Annotated in this window: 22 protein-coding genes; 11 read left to right on the top strand and 11 right to left on the bottom strand. The window is 26.8% G+C overall.

Annotated features, from left to right (window positions below):
* Positions 1-31 precede the first annotated feature (31 nt).
* On the top strand, positions 32-1,111 hold the full coding sequence (locus CKV87_RS06830; protein ID WP_012013030.1) for a DUF475 domain-containing protein: 1,080 nt from the start codon (positions 32-34) through the stop codon (positions 1,109-1,111).
* Here CKV87_RS06830 and CKV87_RS06825 read toward each other — a convergent pair whose 3' ends face one another.
* The 9 genes from CKV87_RS06825 to CKV87_RS06785 all read right to left on the bottom strand — a co-directional run bounded on the left by CKV87_RS06825 (position 1,112) and on the right by CKV87_RS06785 (position 9,857).
* Positions 1,112-2,203, bottom strand: coding sequence for an ABC-2 transporter permease (locus CKV87_RS06825; protein WP_012013029.1), 1,092 nt, complete (start codon positions 2,201-2,203; stop codon positions 1,112-1,114).
* Positions 2,203-3,291: an ABC transporter permease gene (locus CKV87_RS06820; RefSeq protein ID WP_012013028.1), complete on the bottom strand. Its 1,089-nt coding sequence runs from the start codon at positions 3,289-3,291 to the stop codon at positions 2,203-2,205. Before CKV87_RS06820 ends, CKV87_RS06825 begins: the two co-directional genes overlap by 1 nt.
* A complete protein-coding gene (locus CKV87_RS06815; protein ID WP_012013027.1) occupies positions 3,292-4,992 on the bottom strand; it encodes an ATP-binding cassette domain-containing protein in 1,701 nt (566 codons plus the stop codon).
* Positions 4,979-5,971, bottom strand: coding sequence for an efflux RND transporter periplasmic adaptor subunit (locus tag CKV87_RS06810; RefSeq protein WP_012013026.1), 993 nt, complete (start codon positions 5,969-5,971; stop codon positions 4,979-4,981). Before CKV87_RS06810 ends, CKV87_RS06815 begins: the two co-directional genes overlap by 14 nt.
* 72 nt (positions 5,972-6,043) lie before the next feature.
* Positions 6,044-6,424, bottom strand: coding sequence for a heat shock protein transcriptional repressor HspR (locus tag CKV87_RS06805; protein ID WP_004509580.1), 381 nt, complete (start codon positions 6,422-6,424; stop codon positions 6,044-6,046).
* Between the two features lie 11 nt (positions 6,425-6,435).
* The gene (locus CKV87_RS06800; protein WP_012013025.1) at positions 6,436-7,305 is read right to left on the bottom strand and encodes a DnaJ family protein; all 870 of its coding nucleotides are present in this window, start codon (positions 7,303-7,305) and stop codon (positions 6,436-6,438) included.
* Positions 7,306-7,381: 76 nt separating this feature from the next.
* Complete coding sequence (locus CKV87_RS06795; RefSeq protein ID WP_012013024.1) at positions 7,382-8,875, bottom strand: sensor histidine kinase; 1,494 nt, start codon at positions 8,873-8,875, stop codon at positions 7,382-7,384.
* A complete protein-coding gene (locus CKV87_RS06790) occupies positions 8,872-9,489 on the bottom strand; it encodes a chemotaxis protein CheX (protein WP_012013023.1) in 618 nt (205 codons plus the stop codon). The genes CKV87_RS06795 and CKV87_RS06790 overlap by 4 nt, the downstream gene beginning before the upstream one ends.
* Complete coding sequence (locus CKV87_RS06785) at positions 9,489-9,857, bottom strand: response regulator (RefSeq protein WP_012013022.1); 369 nt, start codon at positions 9,855-9,857, stop codon at positions 9,489-9,491. The genes CKV87_RS06790 and CKV87_RS06785 overlap by 1 nt, the downstream gene beginning before the upstream one ends.
* Before the next feature lie 114 nt (positions 9,858-9,971).
* Between CKV87_RS06785 and CKV87_RS06780 the strand changes: the two genes are divergently transcribed.
* The 3 genes from CKV87_RS06780 to CKV87_RS06770 are packed head-to-tail and all read left to right on the top strand — an operon-like array spanning position 9,972 to position 12,018.
* Positions 9,972-10,286 carry a hypothetical protein gene (locus tag CKV87_RS06780; RefSeq protein WP_012013021.1) on the top strand — a complete coding sequence of 105 codons (315 nt, stop codon included), beginning with the start codon at positions 9,972-9,974 and terminating at the stop codon, positions 10,284-10,286.
* Complete coding sequence (locus tag CKV87_RS06775) at positions 10,283-11,452, top strand: FAD-dependent oxidoreductase (protein ID WP_012013020.1); 1,170 nt, start codon at positions 10,283-10,285, stop codon at positions 11,450-11,452. Before CKV87_RS06780 ends, CKV87_RS06775 begins: the two co-directional genes overlap by 4 nt.
* Complete coding sequence (locus CKV87_RS06770) at positions 11,449-12,018, top strand: hypothetical protein (protein ID WP_012013019.1); 570 nt, start codon at positions 11,449-11,451, stop codon at positions 12,016-12,018. The genes CKV87_RS06775 and CKV87_RS06770 overlap by 4 nt, the downstream gene beginning before the upstream one ends.
* A gap of 31 nt (positions 12,019-12,049) precedes the next feature.
* Here CKV87_RS06770 and CKV87_RS06765 read toward each other — a convergent pair whose 3' ends face one another.
* On the bottom strand, positions 12,050-14,284 hold the full coding sequence (locus tag CKV87_RS06765; RefSeq protein WP_012013018.1) for a cbb3-type cytochrome c oxidase subunit I: 2,235 nt from the start codon (positions 14,282-14,284) through the stop codon (positions 12,050-12,052).
* Positions 14,285-14,429: 145 nt separating this feature from the next.
* Between CKV87_RS06765 and CKV87_RS06760 the strand changes: the two genes are divergently transcribed.
* On the top strand, positions 14,430-14,837 hold the full coding sequence (locus CKV87_RS06760) for an RrF2 family transcriptional regulator (RefSeq protein WP_012013017.1): 408 nt from the start codon (positions 14,430-14,432) through the stop codon (positions 14,835-14,837).
* A gap of 135 nt (positions 14,838-14,972) precedes the next feature.
* Here CKV87_RS06760 and CKV87_RS06755 read toward each other — a convergent pair whose 3' ends face one another.
* Positions 14,973-15,425, bottom strand: coding sequence for a helix-turn-helix domain-containing protein (locus CKV87_RS06755; RefSeq protein WP_012013016.1), 453 nt, complete (start codon positions 15,423-15,425; stop codon positions 14,973-14,975).
* Positions 15,426-15,757: 332 nt separating this feature from the next.
* Between CKV87_RS06755 and CKV87_RS06750 the strand changes: the two genes are divergently transcribed.
* The 6 genes from CKV87_RS06750 (at position 15,758) to CKV87_RS06725 (ending at position 18,800) form a co-directional block, all read left to right on the top strand.
* The gene (locus CKV87_RS06750) at positions 15,758-16,132 is read left to right on the top strand and encodes a hypothetical protein (protein WP_012013015.1); all 375 of its coding nucleotides are present in this window, start codon (positions 15,758-15,760) and stop codon (positions 16,130-16,132) included.
* 38 nt (positions 16,133-16,170) lie between these two features.
* Positions 16,171-16,650: a hypothetical protein gene (locus CKV87_RS06745; RefSeq protein ID WP_012013014.1), complete on the top strand. Its 480-nt coding sequence runs from the start codon at positions 16,171-16,173 to the stop codon at positions 16,648-16,650.
* Entirely contained in the window at positions 16,647-16,868 is a 222-nt protein-coding gene (locus CKV87_RS06740; protein ID WP_012013013.1) for a helix-turn-helix domain-containing protein, read from the top strand. Before CKV87_RS06745 ends, CKV87_RS06740 begins: the two co-directional genes overlap by 4 nt.
* Positions 16,869-16,879: 11 nt before the next feature.
* On the top strand, positions 16,880-17,113 hold the full coding sequence (locus CKV87_RS06735; RefSeq protein WP_012013012.1) for a helix-turn-helix transcriptional regulator: 234 nt from the start codon (positions 16,880-16,882) through the stop codon (positions 17,111-17,113).
* A gap of 77 nt (positions 17,114-17,190) precedes the next feature.
* Positions 17,191-17,829, top strand: a complete 639-nt coding sequence (locus CKV87_RS06730; RefSeq protein WP_012013011.1) for a DUF4373 domain-containing protein — start codon at positions 17,191-17,193, stop codon at positions 17,827-17,829.
* A 179-nt stretch (positions 17,830-18,008) separates the two neighbouring features.
* Positions 18,009-18,800 carry a P-loop NTPase family protein gene (locus tag CKV87_RS06725; protein ID WP_012013010.1) on the top strand — a complete coding sequence of 264 codons (792 nt, stop codon included), beginning with the start codon at positions 18,009-18,011 and terminating at the stop codon, positions 18,798-18,800.
* Positions 18,801-18,803: the final 3 nt, after the last annotated feature.

Below are 18,803 nucleotides of genomic sequence, written 5' to 3'. Positions count from 1 at the left end.
GCTAATAAGATATCAATAAAAAGGATTTATTTTGATACAAAAACCAATTATTTCATATTTTTACGGTTTTTTTGCCGTTTGGTTTATCGCTACTATATTACTTTTTCTTTATGGTGGTTTTTTTGCTGTTTATCAAGGAACAATTCTTTCTGTTCTTGAATTATCTTTATCTTTTGATAATGCAGTTGTTAATGCAACTATTTTAGCAACAATGGCTCTTGTTTGGAGAAAAAGATTTTTAATTTGGGGTATGATTATTGCTGTATTTGGAGTAAGATTCGTATTTCCTATATTGATTGTATATTTTTCTACACCTATGGGATTTATAGATTCATTTAATCTTGCTGTTACAAATCCAGATGAATATGAAAGAATTATAGAGAGTTCTCACCACGTTATTATGTCTTTTGGTGGAATGTTTTTGTTGATGTTATTTTTAAAATTTATTTTTGATGAGAATAAAGATTTACACTGGATAAAATCAATTGAAAATTTTGCTACAAAAATATCTAAAATAGGTGATGTAAAGATTTTATTTATTTTATTTTTAATGTTAGGGATTACATATATAGCACCAAATCAAGTTGTGATGGGTGATAATATGGTTAATGTAAATAAAATAGAAATTCTTGCGCCTATGATTATTGGTGTGATTGCTTTTTATATGATAGAGTTTTTAAAAGGTTTTATTGAACATAAAAATGAAGAAGAATCAGATTCTAAAATAACTCAAGTAAGTGGTGGTTTTATATCTTTTATGTATCTTGAACTTATTGATATGAGTTTCTCTTTAGATGGAGTTTTAGGTGCATTTGCAATTACTCAAAATATAGTGATTATTATGTTAGGACTTGGTATTGGAGCTATGGCTGTTAGGTCTTTAACAATTTATATGGTTGAAAGAGATGTTGTATCAAAATATATCTATTTAGAACATGGAGCAATGTGGTCAATTGGACTTTTATCTTTATCAATGTTAGTTCAGATATTTCACCACTTACCACCAATGCTTGTAACAACTTTTGCTATTGTTCCAATAACTTTAGCATTTATTCATTCTATTTATAAAAATAAAGAGTTTATTTTAGATTCAAAAGAAAATGAGCAATAATCAAGCTCTTTTTCTTTTAAAGTAGATTACTGTCCCAAATAAAGATATAACTCCAAATAAAAACATTGGAGTTAAGTATGTTAGTGCAATAGAAAAACTAATATCTTTTAAAAATATCCCTTTTATCAATTCCAAATAATATTTTAAAGGTATAAAATCTGTAAATGGTTGCAACCATTGAGGCATATTTGATACTGGAGTTGCAAAACCTGAAAGTAAAAAAGATGGTAACATAACCACAAAACTTCCTAAAATTGCTTGTTGTTGAGTATTTGAAATTGATGATATAAAAAGTCCAATTCCTGACATAGAAAATAAAAAAACAGTTGCACTTAAATATAATAACCAAATTGAGCCATTTAAAGGTACTCCAAAAAAATAGATTGCTACAAAAAGTATAAATGTTGATTCTAAAACACTTATAAATAAAGCAGGAAGAAGTTTTCCTAGTAAGATTTCAATAGAACTAAGTGGAGATACAAGTATTTGTTCAAAAGTTCCTAATTCTTTCTCTCTTGCTATTGATAATGAAGTTAAAAGCATAGCAACAACCATTGAAATTGAGGCAAATAATGATGGAACAATCCACCAAAAGTTTTCTAAATTTGGATTATAAAAATTTCTTGAAATAATATTTATTTTACTATTGAGTTGCTCTTTTTTATAATGATTTAAAATTATTTGATTTAAATATCCTTCAACAATTTGAGAAGTATTTGAGCGTCTTCCATCAAAAATAACTTGAATTTTTGAGCTTCCTTTTTCTAAATCTTTTGAAAAATCTGACGGAATAACTATAAAAGCAATAACTTTTTGTCTATCTATTTCATATTTCCCATCTTCATAACTTTTTACAATATTTAGGGATTTTATATAACTTGAACTTCCCAAATCTTTTATTAACTCTTTACTTTTATAACTATCATCTTGATTTAAAAGAGCTAAATTTATGTTTTTTACTTCAAGTGTTGCAGCAAAAGAGAATAGTATTACTTGAACAATTGGAGGAAGAACAACTACCATTAGACTTTTTTTATCATTTTTGATTGCTAGAAATTCTTTTTTTATTAAAGCAAATAGTCTTTCAAACATTATAAAGCCTTTTTTGATTTTTTTAAAACAAATGCAAAAAGTAAAGCTGATATTAAAATCATTACAAAAGCATCAAAAATAAAAATTTCATAAATATTTCCTGCTAAAAATATTGTTTGAAGTGATTCAACAAAATATCTAGCAGGAATTATTGAAGTTATATATTGTAGCCATTGTGGCATATTTCCTATTTCAAATAAAAAACCAGAAAGTATAAATGCAGGTAGAAATCCAACAATCAATGACATTTGTGCAGCAACAAATTGATTCTTTGCTAATGTAGAAATGAGTAAACCGATACTTAAAGATGAAAAAAGATAAATAGAACTTAATATTATTAAAATAAAAAAACTTCCCATAAATGGTATCTTATACCAAAAATATGCAACGATGAAACACAAAAGCATAGAAAACATTCCTAAAATAAAGTAAGGAATGAGTTTTCCTATAAGTATTTCACTCATAGTTGCAGGAGTTGCCATAAGTGCTTCCATTGTTCCTCTTTCCCATTCCCTTGCTATTACAAGTGCAGTCAAAAGTGTACCTATTAAAGTCATGATTATAGCAATAGAACCAGGAAGCAAAAAGTATCTACTTGAAAGAGGAGGGTTGAACCAATATCTTGATTCTAAAATGATATTTTCTTTATTATAAATATTATTTGCTTTTGCCCAAAGTTTTATTACTGCACTAATATAATTTTGAGCTAATCCTGCACCATTTGGTTCTGTTCCATCTGTAATTATTTGAATATCGTATTTAGAATTTTTACCAAAATCATTATTTAAAGTTAAAATGGCTTTTATTTTACTTTTTTGCATTTGTTCTAAATAGATATTTTTATCTTTACTTAAATCAACTTCAAAAAAGTTTGAACTAATAAATGAAGAAATTAATTTTTGAGATAATTCACTATTACTTTTAGAAATAATAGCTATTGGAATTTTTCTAGCATCAAGAGATACCGCATAACCCATTAAAAATAGTAAAATCAAAGGTAAAATAAAAGCTATTAAAATAGAGCTAGGATCTCTAAAAACTTGTAAACTCTCTTTATAAGTTAAAGCCTTTAATCTTTTTAAATTCATTTATAAATCTTCTTTATCATATTTTTTAACTAAAGTGATAAAAGCATCTTGCATAGAAGCATTAGGTCCAACAAGACCTTTTAATTCATCAGGCGTTCCACTAGCTATATTTTTACCTTTATAAATAAGCATTATCTTATCACAATACTCAGCTTCATCCATAAAATGAGTTGTTACCATGATTGAAACTCCTTTTTTAACCATTCCATTTATATGTGTCCAAAACTCTTTTCTAGTGATTGGATCAACTCCTGAAGTTGGTTCATCTAAAAATAAAACTTTTGGTTCATGCATAACAGAACATGCAAGTGAGAGTCTTTGTTTTATTCCTAAAGGTAAAGAATTTGCATTTAGATGCAAATAGTTTTTAAAATCAAAGATTTCTATCATCTCTTCTATTTTTTCTTCTCTTTTTTTGTTTTTTAGTCCATATATTCCTGAGAAAAAATCTAAATTATCTTTTATTTTTAAATTTCCATATAAAGAGAATTTTTGTGCCATATAACCAATAGAGTTTTTTATATTTGAATTTGATTTATATAAATCTTCTCCTAATACTTTAGCTGTTCCAAAAGTAGGGGTTAATAAACCACAAAGCATTTTAAATGTTGTAGATTTTCCTGCACCATTTGGACCTAAAAATCCAAATATTTCACCATTTCCTATCTCAAAATCTATATTATCAGTTGCAATAAAATTACCAAATTTTTTAGTTAAACTTTTTGCTTCTATCAATTTTAAACTACTTTTTTCAATATTTTTCATATTTTCTACAAGTTGTGAATGAGCTTTTGTTTTCATATTTAAAATATCAACAAAACAATCTTCAAATATTGGCTCAATTGCTTCTATTTTTACATCTTCTCCAAGTTTATAGATAAATTCTTTTGATAAAGTTGTATTCTTTTTTAGATTAATTCTTATTTTTGAACCAACTAAAACAGCATCTAAAATTTCATCTTGTTCCAAAATTTTTGTAAGAGTTTCTCTTTTTTGTAAGAATATTCCATTTATTAAAAAAACTCTATCTTTCATATTTTTTTTTAAATTTTGAGGAGTTCCTTGATAAAGACAATTTCCTTCATTTAATAAAATTACTTCATCACAATTTTGAGCTTCATCCAAATATGAAGTACTCCAAACAACTGCAATATCATCTTCTAAAAGTTTTTGTACTATTTCCCACAGTTCAATTCTAGAAATTGGATCAACTCCAACTCCTGGTTCATCAAGTAAAAGAAGTTTTGGTTTTTTTATCAAAGCACAAGCAAGACCAAGTTTTTGTTTCATTCCACCAGAAAGTTTTCCTGCTAATCTATCTTGAAATTTTTTTAAAGAAGTAAAAGTTAAAAGCTCATCAATTCTATTATTTGAATTTTCAATATTTTGTAAATCACTATAAAGTTTTAAATTTTCATAAACAGTTAAATCTTCATATAAACCAAATTTTTGAGGCATATATCCAATTTGTTGTAAAAAATCACTAGAAGTATTTGGCATATTATAATTTAAAACTTTTAGTTCACCAAAAGTAGGGGCTAATAAACCTGTAAGCATTCTAATTAGAGTTGTTTTTCCTGCTCCATCAGGTCCTACAATTCCTGTTATTTTTCCACTAAAAATAGAAAAGTTTATTTTTTTTATAGCATTTGTATTATCTGTAAAGGTTTTTTCTAAATTTGAAGCACTAATTATTTGCATTATTTTGCGCTATTTTTAAAGTTACAGGCATACCTTGTCTTATTTTATCATCAGGATTTTTTACTATAACTCTAAAGCTATAAACTAAATCAGCTCTTAATTCTTGAGTTTCAATGTTTTTAGGAGTAAATTCAGCTACTGGAGAAATAAATCCAATAACTCCCTCATAATTTTCACTTCTCGAATCAGTTTGAATAGACATTTTCAAACCAGGTTTTATATTGCCTAGATTTTTTTCATCAATATATGCTCTTACCCAAAATTCATCAGTTTTTGCAATTTCTAAAATACTTTCACCAGCATTTGTAATAGCGCCAATTTCTTTAAATCTTGTAAGAATAACTCCATTAACTGGAGCTTTTATAATTGAATCATTTAAATCAATTTTTAGTTTTTCAGCTTGAATTTCTAATGATTTTAAATTTGATTCTTGAATTTTTATATCTTCGTCTCTATAACCATTTTTTCTTAATTCATAAAGAGCTTTTGCTTTATCTAAAGTTGCTAAGGCTTGTTTATAGTTTAGTTGAGAAATTGTAAAATTTTCTTCAGAAGTTGATTTAGTTTTAAATAAATTTGCTTGTCTATTATAGGTATCTTTTGTTTTATTAAGATTTTCTATAGCTTCTTCCATTGCTGCTTTTGCTTCTAAAATCTCTTCTTGTCTATAACCTGTTTGTAACTTTGATAGTTCAAGTTTTGATGCAAAAACCTTTTCATTCAACTCTTCTAGTGATTTTTCTAAACTAGCTGTATCAAGTTTTACTAAAACTTCGTCTTTTTTGACAATTTGACCTTCATCTTTTGTTATATTTTCAATTTTTCCTAAAAATCTAAATCCAACATTTACAGTTCTTGTATCTATATTTCCATAGAATGTGAGGTTATTTTCATTTTTTAAAAATATATTTGAGTAGATTTTATAAGAAATAAAACTTATCAGTAGAATAATTAGTGCAATAGTTAGTTTTTTCTTCACTTTAAAATCCTTCTATCATAATAGAAGAATTGTAACTCAACTCTTCTTAAAATATCTTGCTAGAAAGATACTTTATTTTTTTACAATAACCATATTTAAAGATGATTTTTGTACAACTAAAGCTTTTGTATCTGGAACTACAGAAAGAGAATTTATACTTTTAATTTTATTTTTATAAATGTACATATCTTTTTCTAACTCTTCAATTCTTTTATTTAATTGTAAGATGATATCAACACCAGCTAAATTTACACCCAAATCTCTTGTTAAAGTTAAAACATATCTAATATGATCGATGTCTTTTTGAGAATATAGTCTTATTTTGCCATTTGTTCTTGAAGGCTTTATTAAACCTTCTCTTTCGTATTGTCTTAAAGTTTGAGGATGAATATTTAAAATCTCTGCAACAGCAGAGATTAAATAAACTGGTTCTATATAGCTATTTGTTTCCATAAAAAAACCTTTTATTTTTCAGGAAGCTTTGCTTCTAACATTTTTACCAATTCAGAATCTAAATCTTCAAGTTTTGGTAAAACAATATTTGCTTTTAAGTATAAATCGCCTCTTGTTCCAGTTTTTCTATTTAAAACACCAAGTTCTTTTACTCTAAATTTTTGGTTTTGTTTTGTATTTTGTGGAACTTTTAATGTAATATCTTTATGAATTGTTTTTATCTCAATTTTTCCACCAAATAGAGCTGTTTTTAAAGGAACATCAAAATATTTAGATAAAGTATCACCTTCTCTTGTATATTCAGGACTTTTTGCAACATTAATTTTTAAAATTAAATCACCTTTTTGTCCTTGATAAGATTTTCCTTTTCCTTTTGCTCTAATTTTTTGTCCATCTTCAATTCCTTCTGGAATTTTTACATCAAATGAATCGCTATTTAAAGAGATATGTTGTTTTCCACCAAGGATTGAAACATCAAAAGGAATAGTTATTTGAGCATTAGTATCTAAGTCAGGTTCACTAAACCCTCCAAATCCACCAAATCCTCCTCTTGAAAATCCTGAACCTCCAAATCCACCAGATTGACCAAACATTTGTCTTAAAATTTCATCTAAATCTACATTTGAACCTTGTGATCTTGCAAAATCTTGGAAGTGTTGACCTCCAAACATTGAATCACCATATTGGTCATATTGTTGTTTTTTCTCTGGATTACTTAAAACTTCATAAGCTGCGTTGATTTCTTTAAATTTGTCTTCTGCTCCTGCTTCTTTATTTACGTCAGGATGATATTTTCTTGCTAGTTTTCTATAAGCTTTTTTTATCTCTTCAGCACTAGCATTTTCATTTACTTCTAATGTTTCATATAAACTTTTTGCCATTTTATTATCCTATAATTATTATATAAATATTTAATTTTTAAAGGATAATTATATCAAAAGGTTGAGTCAATGTCAATCAACTATTGTTTGGTAGAAGAATTCTAAAATGAGCGCCTTCATAATTTTTATCGTTATAAGTGAATTTTTCATTAAAGGCGATTATTTCACCTTTCATGCTAGATTTTATAATCTTTCGAGTCATATAAAGACCAAGTCCTGTACCTTGGAATTTGTGTTTTGTAGTGAAATAAGGTTCGAAAATCTTATCACTGATCTCTTTATCTATTCCGCCTGCATTATCAATAATAGAAATTTCTACATTATTTATAGATTGTCTTGTTGAAACTTTTATTAATCTAAGTTCATCTATATCTTTAGTTGAATTTAGTGCATCTTTTGCATTGTGCAAAATATTTATTAAAGCTTGGCTAAACTCATTTGAGAAATTATAAATATAGATATCATCATCTAAATCTAACTCAATTCTTATTTTATTTTCATTTAATATAGTTTGAATTAATGAAATATTATTTTTTATATTTTGGCTCAAATTAAATAGTGATTTTTCTTTGTCTTCTTTTAAAAAATCTGTAAAAACATCAATTGTATTTGATAAATGCTCTGTTGTATTTGAGATTAGTTTCAATGAATCAAGTAATATTTCATCTGTTAATAGATTCATCTCTTTTTTTAATTTTGCATTTGTTGCTGCAATAGAGATAATATTTAAAGGTTGTCTCCATTGATGAGCAATATTTCCTATCATTTCTCCCATTGCAGCAAGTTTTGATTGTTCAGCTAGTAAAGTTTCTTTTCTTTTTATTTCACTTATATCAATAATAGTTAAAATTTTAAAAGTTTGATTATTTAAAATAGTATCTTTTATATTTATTAAGGCTTTGAATGAACTTTTGTTTTCTCTAAAAATAGTAGTTTCAATAGGCTTTTCATTTATTTCATCTAAAATTTTTTTGTTAAAAATCAATTCTTCAAAGTGTTTTCCGATTAAATCGTTTTTTGAAGAGTGTTTGAAAAGGTCGATAGCAATTTTATTACAATCGACTATTTTATTATCTTTAAATAATATTATAGCTTCCATTGTTGTATCAAATAAAAGTTCTAACTCTTCATTTTTTTCTTCAACTTTATCTTTTACTTCTTTTAATTTAAAATTTATTTCAGATAAGATTGTAATGTCGTAAATATATATAATTACTAACTCGTTTTCTATATCTAATGGCGTAATTGTAATACTTTGTTGCATATTATCAAAAACACTGTCTGCAACTTTTCCTAATTCTATATCAATAAGAAATTTACTAATTTGTGGAGTATAAAATGTAGAAGAGTTTAGCTTTAAAGCAGTTGTTATTTTTCTTTTTAACTTTTTTTCATCAACATTTGGATAGAAATCTACTATATTTTTATTTTTTATATCTAAAGCACTAATTCCTGTTCTAATTTCTAACCATTTGTTCCAAAATAGAACTTCCAAATTTTTATTAATAAGAATGATACCATTATCTACAGTATTACAAATTACATCAAATTTATTAGAATCTAGTTTCAAAATTCATCCAATATTTTTTTTAGTTTTTCTTTTATGTACAAAATCGAATTATCTGTTGTTAGGATAAATAATTCTGCAGAAATATTTAAATCATCAAAATTTAGTTGAGTAGAAATTATTATTATTTTTTCATACTTACTAATAAAAAGATTATTTAATTGGCTTATTGAAGTTAAATTATTTATTGTTGGAGCTGAAAAAGATACATCTGTATCTATATCTTCTGCTAATTTACTAATAGTTGAAGAAGATAATATATTTGTAATTTCTAGAACAATATCACATACTTCTTCTTCATTTATTTCATCTTCTTCTAGCCCAAATTTATAAGCAATATTTTTAGCAGATTTTTTATCTATTACAAACATATTTTCACCAGAAATTGTTCCATTTATTTGTTGTAAAGATACTAAATGTTCTTCTTCTAAATCTAACTCTTTTGACAAATAAGGTTGAAATTCATTTGCGTTTATTATTTGAATTTTTGGTATTGATAGTTTTGCAAAAGCATCTAAAATTTCTGTAATTGCAGCTGTTGCACTACCATAAGCAACATTCATAAGTTCTTGCAAACAATCTTTTTCATCTTCTGTTAAAAATATTTTATTTTCCATTATATTACTTCGTCTATTTTTTCTAAAATTTGTTGCATTTTTAATGCATCAATAGGTTTTTTGATAAAGTTAAAAGCCCCAAGTTCTCTTACTCTATCCATAGAAAGTTTTTGGATATCTGCTGAGATAATTACAACTTTTGCATTTTCATCAATCTCTTTTATTTTTTTAAGAGCTTCAAATCCATCCATTATAGGCATTGTTAAGTCAAGAAAAACAATTTTCGGAGAAATCTCTTTGTATAAGTCGATTGCTTCTTGTCCATTTTGAGCTTCGAAAATTTCTAAATCTTTAATAGTAGATTCTTCTAAACTTCTAACGACCATTTTTCTTGCCATTTTAGAATCATCTGTAACCAAAACTTTCATTATAAATATTTCCTAATTTTTAATATAAGTATATATTTTATCTTAATTTTTATAAAAATTACTTTTTTTTAATAAGGAATATAATACCATAGCCAAAAAAAAGGATAATGGAAGATGTTTTTAAAAGACGAATGGACTCAAGAAGAGTTATTCCGAAATAAGAAAATATTAGAAAAAGAGGGAATAAAAGTTGTGGTTATTGATACAATTTTAAAACCTCTTGAAACTATTGAAACGATAACTTATAACCCTTATGAAATGAACAATTATCCTAAAAATACAGTTTTTGTTTTTTATTGTGATACTGGGAAAACGACAAAAGAGAGAATAGGGTATTATAGAAAAAAGTTTCCAAATTATAAATGTGTAAGTTTAAAAGGTGGACGAGCATATTTTAGACCAAATTTTCAATTAAGTGATGATGAATGAAAGAGTTTGATTATGTAGTTGTTGGTGCTGGAATTGCAGGTTGTTCAGTAGTTCATTTTTTGAAAAAATACTCAAATTCAATTTTACTTATAGATAAAAATGAGGATGTAGCTTATGGAGCAAGTGGAGCTGCTGGTGCATTTTTATCTCCACTTTTAGGAAAACCTAATGATTTCAAAGATTTAGTGACAAAAGCTTTAAATTTTTCCATAGATTATTATAAAAAGAATTTTAGTGAAGAGTTACAAAATTTTGGAACTTGTAGGATTCCAAAAAATGAAGAAGATGAAAAGAAATTTCAAAGTTATATTCCTTATATTGATTTTGAGTTTGAAAAGTTTGAAAGTGGATATTTTTTCGCTATAGGAAGTGTTATAAACTCTTATGGAATTTGTAAAAAATTGACAAATAATATAGAAAAGCTTTTTAATTATGAAGTAAAAAAAATAGAACAAATTGAAAAAGATTGGTTTATAAATGATGAAATAAAAGCAAAAAAACTTTTTTTAGCAACTGGTGCAGATATCTCTTTAGTAAATGAAGATTACTTTGATATAAGAGCAGTTTGGGGACAAAAGATTGATGTTCTAACTTCTACAAAAGTGGAAATAAACTACCATAAAGAGTGTTCTCTATCTAAAAGCAAAGAACTTGGAAATGATAAATATTTGGTTTCAATTGGTGCAACACATAATAGATTTACGCAAGATATGAGTGAAACAAGTTATAATTTAAAATTAGCAAATATAAATAAATTAGAACACAATATAAAAACTAAAGAAATTATAGAATCTGATATAAAAAAACTGTTAAAAAAAGCAAATGATATAAAGATATTGGAAAATGTTGAAGTTGTAGATGTTAAGATTGGTGCAAGAGCTTCAAGTATTGATTATTTTCCAATGGTTGGAAGACTTGTAGATTCTAAAAATAGTATAAAAAAATATCCTCATATAAAAAATGGAACGCATATAAAAGATGAAAATTTAATCATGTTTGAAAATCTCTACACTTTAAATGGAGTAGGAGGAAGAGGGTTTGTTTTATCTTTATATCTTGCAAATTGTTTGGTTGAAAATGTAGTAAATCAAGAAGATTTAGATAAAAATATTACAAATTATAGGCTATTTTCAAGATGGGCTAAGAAACAAAAGGAAAAAGTATGAGAAATACATTAAAAGTTATATTTTTAGGAATAGTTGGTTTTGGATTTTTAGTATATTTAACTATTCCAGAAAAAAAAGTAAGTAAAAATGAAAATTTGACAATAGATTCTATACCACAATATTTTGATATTGTTGGAAATAAATCTTATTCAAAAATTGATACATTATTTAAACTTGGAGAAGAAAAATATATTGTAGTTTTAAATCACGATTCTTTGATTGTATTTAAGGATTTATACAAAAAAGTTGATAAAAATAATATCGTTTTAGTTGCGAATATATCTGAAGCTCCTTGGTTAGTTAAAAAAATTGCAGTTAATGATGAATTAGAAAAGATGTATAAAGACTCTAAAATACCTTTAATAACTGATTCTAATGGAAGCTTTATTAATTCTTTTGGATTAAATGACAATAAACAAAACAGATATTTTGTTTATAAGCTTTTAGTTAATGGAACTATTGAAAAAATATCACAAGGTGATGTTAAAGAAAATGCTATGCAAAATGGTATAAATGAGGATGAAATAGAAAAAGATTTGGATGAAATAATAAAAGTTTTTAAATAAATACAAAGGATATTATCCTTTGTATTACTGTTTATTTTATGATTTTTCTTGCTAAATAAACTTTTTTGAAAGTATCTATAAATAACAGTAGTGATCCTAATATCATCATACTATCAGGTAAGATTCTAAACCACATCCATCCACTCATAGCTTCAAGAAGTTCTCTACTTCTAGCTGCAAAATAGCCAAATGTATGAGCAGTAGAAGTTTGTTCTATACCGATTATCATAGTAGGAAGTACGTAAACTATAACTCCAATTGTTATAAGCCAAAAAGCCCATTTACTCATAGTTTCATTCCATTCTAATCCTTTTGCAAGAGAGTTTGTTCTTGCAGTCATATAAATAAAAGCAATAGAAATATATCCAAAAGCTCCTAGAAGTGCAACGTGAGCATGAGGCATAATTAAATATGTTCCATGTGAGTAATAACTAATTGTTGGAGTATTTATAACCATTCCTAAGAATCCTGCTCCAAACCAGTTTAAAAAGGCACTTCCTGCAAGCCACATAAATGGTATTCCAAAATCAAAATTTTTTCTTTCTGATTTAATATGATTTTGCTCTTTTATTGCTTCAATCATAAGTAAAGCTAAAGGAAGCGGTTCTAATGCAGAAAAAATCCCACCAATTGCTATCCAATATTCATCAAGACCTTGCCACCAGTAGTGATGTCCTACACCTAATGTTCCACTAAACATAATAAGACCAAGTTCTAGTAACATAACTTTTTCTGCTGTTTTTTCTCTTACAAGTCCAAGCGCAACTGAAAGATATGCAATAACCCCAGCAGCAAAAAGTTCAAATGTTAATTCAACCCAAAGATGAACAACCCACCATCTATAATAATCATCTACAGTATAATTAGGTGCAATTTTGTGTAATGGATACATACCTGCTAGATAAAGAGTTGCGATACCAAAAGCTGACCAAATAATTGTTCCTATAAGAAGTTTGTTTCCTTTTGCATTTCGTATAGTGCTATAAACCATACCAAACCAAAGAACTAAACCTATAACTAATCCAATATCCCAAACTCTAGCAAGATTTAAAAGTTCTCTACCTTCATTTCCAAGCCAAAACCAAGTATCTCTCATATATCCTTGTGCACCCATATAAATACCAACAAGTCCACCAACACCAACAACAATTAGTGCTGTCCAAAGTAAATCAACAAGTCTTGGAAATCTTAAATCTTTCCCAGCAACAATTGGAGCGATTAACAATCCTCCAACAAGCCAACCGATTGCTACCCAGATAATTGCTATATTTGTGTGTAAAGCTCTTGTTACATTAAAAGGTAAAATATCTTGAGATATAATGAAATGATCAGTTGGATCTGCATAAATGTGAGCTAAATAACCACCTAAAACCATTTGAATAAGTACAAAAAGTGCTACAATTGGAATATACTTAAGTAACTTTTCTTGTGAAGGAAAAATTTTTGTAATTTTAAGTGGTTCTGATAATTCACCATCTTGGTGTTCTTTATTAAAGATATATTCATATGCCATGAAAACTATAACAATAGTTAAAGCCCAAAGTAATAAAAATTCAATAAGTGAAACTAAATGGCTTGTAAATGTCACATCTTGGTCTATTAAAGGTTCTGGTGGCCAGTTGTTTGACCAACTTCTTCCATCATGTGCTGTTGGTCTAACACTTGAAGAAACAAGCTGCGACCAGTCAAAAAATGCAGCAATAAGAGCAGCTTCATCTGTTCTTATAATATTGCCTCTCCATGCTCTTTTTTCATCACCTTTTGTTAAAAAATTAATTAAATATTCTTTATTTGCTTTATATGCTAAAGCAGAAGCTTTTGTATAAGATACACCTTCTTCTTTTAAAGAAGTTTGTTTTTTTACATCTTGAATTACTCTAGCTTTTATTGAAGCTTTTTTCATATCATCAAGTGATGTGAAATTTGTTCCATAAATTTCATTTGCATAATAATTATTTAAAAATTCTGCTCTTTTATGTAAAAATTCAGTAGTAAAATCTGGACCCAAATATGCTCCCATTCCTAGAAGTGAACCATAATCCATAAGGTCAAATTGTTGAAACATTGCTTTACCATTTACTATATCATCATAAGTGTATAGTACTTCACCCTCTACTGAAACTACTTGTTTAGGAAGAGGTGGTACTTCTTTTGCAAGATTTGCAGTAAAATAAATTAATATCGTTACCATAAAAATAGAAACAATCCAGAAAGAGGCATATAGACTCTTTTTACTCATAACTTTCTCCATTAGAGATAGACTCATTTTTTCTCCTTTAAATTCTACTTTTAAGTAGTATTTGTAAAATAATAAACTTTTATCTTTTAAATACTACTTAAAAGTAGTATTTATCTATGTTTAAATTTGAATCTGATAAAATCAAAGAAATTTCAAGGAAAAATGGATACTTATGATACTTTCTACTACTTCACAGTATGCTATTAAAGTTTTGATATATATGGCAGAAGATAATTCAAAGCTTTATTCTGTAAAAGAACTTTCAAAAATTCTTGAAATACCATATAAATACCTCTCTAAAGTTATGACTAATCTTTCAAAAAAAGAATTGATTTTAGCAATTCAAGGAAGATATGGAGGATTTAAACTTTCAAAACCAAAAGAAGAGATTAAACTAAAAGATATACTTGTTGCTTTAGAAGATGAAAGTTTTAAGCAGTGTGTTTTGGGTGGTGGGGTTTGCAATCAAAAAAATAAATGTGAACTTCATGATACTTGGGATGAATCAAAACAAACAATCCAAAAAAGCCTTTTAGAAGTAACTCTTGGTGAATTAAAAAATAAAGATAAAAAAGTTTAATTGGTAGTTATCTTAATGTAGGTATAGACCTATAATTAGAAGTGGTACCGCTAGTCGGACTCCAAAATATTACATTAAGCCCATAAAATAAGGATTTGAAATATTTAGTACCGTTTCTAGTACCGTTATATTTGTTTAATGTATACTTTTCTTTTTTTCTATCATATTTTCTACTATATTTTCTAAATCTTTCAATGTTATTTTTTCTACTATTTCAAAAGGCTCTGTTTTTGCTTCAAATTCCATTAAATAAATTCTTAATCCTTTAATGTTATCGCTATTTTTTGCTTTTTGATACGCTTCTTTAAACAAAAATAGCGTTGTTTCATCGATATCTACTTCATTTTTTTCTTTTATCGCCTGATTTACTTCTGAAGCAATATTAATAATAGTATTACTATTCAAATCTCCAAATATTTCATTATAGATACCTAGTTCACGGCATCTTTTTTTAATCGCACTCATAGCATTTCGTGTTTTCCATTTTGATATGGTCGGTTGAGAGACATTCATTTTTTCTGCTAAATCTTGAATTGAAGTAACCTTAAAATAATCAAATAATTTATCAATTATGTCATTTATTTCCATTTAATACCTTTTTATGAATATTTTGAATAAAAAGTGATAATTTATGACATAATTAAGTTGAAATAAAGGTATTTATTGTCATAATATGTCATATAAAAGCAATATATAATAAAATATAACATAAATTGTCTTTTACGTTCTTTAAAAAATGATAAAAGAGTCTATGGTTGACTCAGGTTCGTGTTACAGCAAGTCGTAAACATGTGAGGAGAGACATTGCCAAGAGGAAAAAATGTATGAGGTAAAAGAAGGAATACCAAGAAAAGAAAATTTCTTAATTTACTTTGAGTTAGTCCTAATTTAGGACTAACTTCCAAAACGAGGAGAAAAATATGGAAAATAATATGGAAAATAATATGGAAAAGAAGATAGATACAATTATCGCTAACACCGAGGAAATAAAGCAGAAAATGCTTAAAAAAGATGCAGAAATAGTAAGAATTGGGTCTGAAAAACAAGAGCTAGCAGACCAAGAAGAAATAAGAAAAGAGAAATTACGTGAAGCTCAAAAAAGTTTCAAAAAAATAGGTTGCAATGTAAAAGAAGAAGTAGCTGATAGATTTGAAGAATTAGCTCATAAGTTAAATTATCCTAATACAAGTGCGATGTGTAGGACTTATATGATGCTTCTCCTTGAAAATGAAGAATATCAAAAAACATTCGTTGAATTTGCGACAATTCTGAAATCAGAAAGTGGTGAGGCTTAATTTTTAAGCCTCAATAAATTTAAAAAAAGGAAATACAAATGAAAACATTAATTGAAAAATTAAAAAATAGAAAAAAAATAACAGGAAAAGCCCTTGAAGAACTTTTTAAACTGATTCTGGAACTTGAAAAAAATCTTGATAAAGATATAACTACTTCAAATACAAGTTGTAAAGTAAATATTAAAGCAGAAGATTATTTTTTGGGTAGTTGGCTTCAATCAGATGATAATTTCTCATTATGTATACTTAATGGGAAAATAACTATAAAAGATATATTTTCAAGAACAAAGAAAGATGAAAATGGTGAAAAATATGAAGTTAAAGAATCACGATATATTGATTATTTTTCAATAGATGATGAAGATACAAATATTGTAAGAATTAATTTTACAGAATTTATTAAAGCTTTAGAGGAAGTGATGAAACTCGCAATTGAAGAATCTCAAAAAATAGATAATGATGCTCAAGGGTTTATTGACTTTTGTCTAAATTGGAGAGAAATTAAGGAGCAAAAATGAATGAACAATTAATTGATAAATATTTATCAGATATTAATGAGTTAGGGTTTGAAAAAACATTGACCCTTGATAGTCATGATGTTGCAAAAATATTTAGAGTTGAAACTAGGACTATTGTAAATTGGGCAAAAGAAAATATTGGTCCAAAATGTAAAAAAATAGGAAAATCATATCTTTACACTAAAAGAGATGTAGCTCAATTTTTAGCTCAAAATTAAAGGACTGAAAAATGAGTGATACGTTATTAAAAAAACCAGATATTCTTAAAATACTCAAAATAGGGAGAAATAAACTATATGACATAATCAATAGTGGTGATTTTATCAAACCTGTGAGGCTTCCAAATACTCAAATAGACCTATATAGTAATAATGAGTTACAAGATTGGATTCAAAAACAAAAAGAAGTAAGAAATAAAACTCCCTCTTTTATGTCGCCAAACAGTCAAAAGAGAGAGAATTAAAACGGCTTAAGGTTTTAATCGTTTATATTATAACCAACGATTATTTAACTCATTGTAAATATTTAAGGATAATTTAAATGAGTGCAAATGCAAAAAAAGAAACTTGTTACTTTAGTCATGATGCAAATGCAAAAGATGACTTTAAAGTAATGCTTTTAATTGAAGAACTTGGACTAGAAGGCTACGGAATATTTTGGGTATTGATTGAAACTTTACGGGAACAACAAAACTATAAATATCCACTCAAACTATTGTCAGTATTAGCTAGAAAATATAATACAACATTAGCAAAACTTGAAGTTGTTGTAAGAAATTATCATCTATTTGTAATTGAAGATGATTGCTTTTTCTACTCAAGTAGTTTAAATCGTCGTATGCAAAAAATGGAAGAAGTGCGAGAACAAAGAGTTCTATCTGCAAAAATTGGAGCTCAAAAGCGTAAACAAAAACAACTAGAGCAATTGAAACAACTTCAAATAAACTTGAGTATTAATGACTCAAGTGAGCAAATGCTAAGCGAATGTTCAACAAATGCTAAGCAAATAAAAGAAAAGAAAAATAAAGAAAAAGAAATAAAATCTTTTTCTGAAAATGAGGCAGAAAAATTTGAGCAATTAAATCAACAGCTTTTGAATAAACAAATATCAAAAGATTTAAAAATTAAGAAATTGGAAAATCTTGCATCTTCAATAAAAGAAAATGAAATTTTGATTTAAAAAAAATATAGTTAACCGAATAAGTATTAAATTACTCGTACTAGAGACAACTGTAGAGAGCGACGTAGGAACGAACGAAAGGCGTCAGCCACTGGAGCAGAGCAATAACAACGCAAGAACAGTTGAAAGTTTCAGTCAAGACAAAATTTAAATCCCCGAGAGGGTAAAAAAGGATTAAAATGAAAAAAGAAAATAAGCCAAATATACACGTAATTGTACAAACTAAAGGTGGTGCAGGTAAAACAACAATAGCAGGAGTAACTGCTACATTGTTATATTTGCAAAATCAAAATCAAAAAATAAATCTTTTTGAGATTGATGACAACAATAACAGTAAGGTAAATTCAAACTACATAAATCATCAAAGCTTAAAACTTAAAGATAGTGAGGTTGTGATTGATGATATACAATTTTCTAGTTTGTCAGATGGTAGTGTAGTTAATATAATAGATGCAGGTGGTGGTAATGACACAAAAATAGTACTGCATAAACTAAAAGAAATAGACTTATCAGGATTAAACTATTATATCCCCGTAAATGATGATATGGAGCAAGTTGATAATGTAAGAGATACGATTTCTTTAATTTTAGATTTTGATAAATCTGCAACAATAAATCTAGTTATTAATAGATGTTTTTCACTTGATAAAGATGAGATTCAAAAACAATTTATAAATATCTTTGGCTCAGATGATTTGGATATAGCAAATCAACTTGATAATTTAAAAGTAGATAATATCTTTTTTGTTCCTAACTCAAATATATTCTCAATCTTAAAATCTCATTACAAAGTAAGTCTACTTGATAGCTATATATCTTCACTTGATTTAATCCAAAATATTGATACTTATCGTCAAGAGTGGATTAAAGAAGGGCAAGAGGTATTTAAAACAAACAATAAAAGATATCGATTTGCAAAAATGGTAGTGGAGTTAATCACTCAACTAGAACCACTTAAAAAAGCACTGTAAGGT

The organism is Aliarcobacter butzleri (genome assembly GCF_900187115.1).
Taxonomy (GTDB): Bacteria; Campylobacterota; Campylobacteria; order Campylobacterales; family Arcobacteraceae; genus Aliarcobacter; species Aliarcobacter butzleri.
The sequence above is the reverse complement of the archived record's forward strand: the minus strand, read 5'-3'. Positions and strand labels throughout refer to the sequence as shown.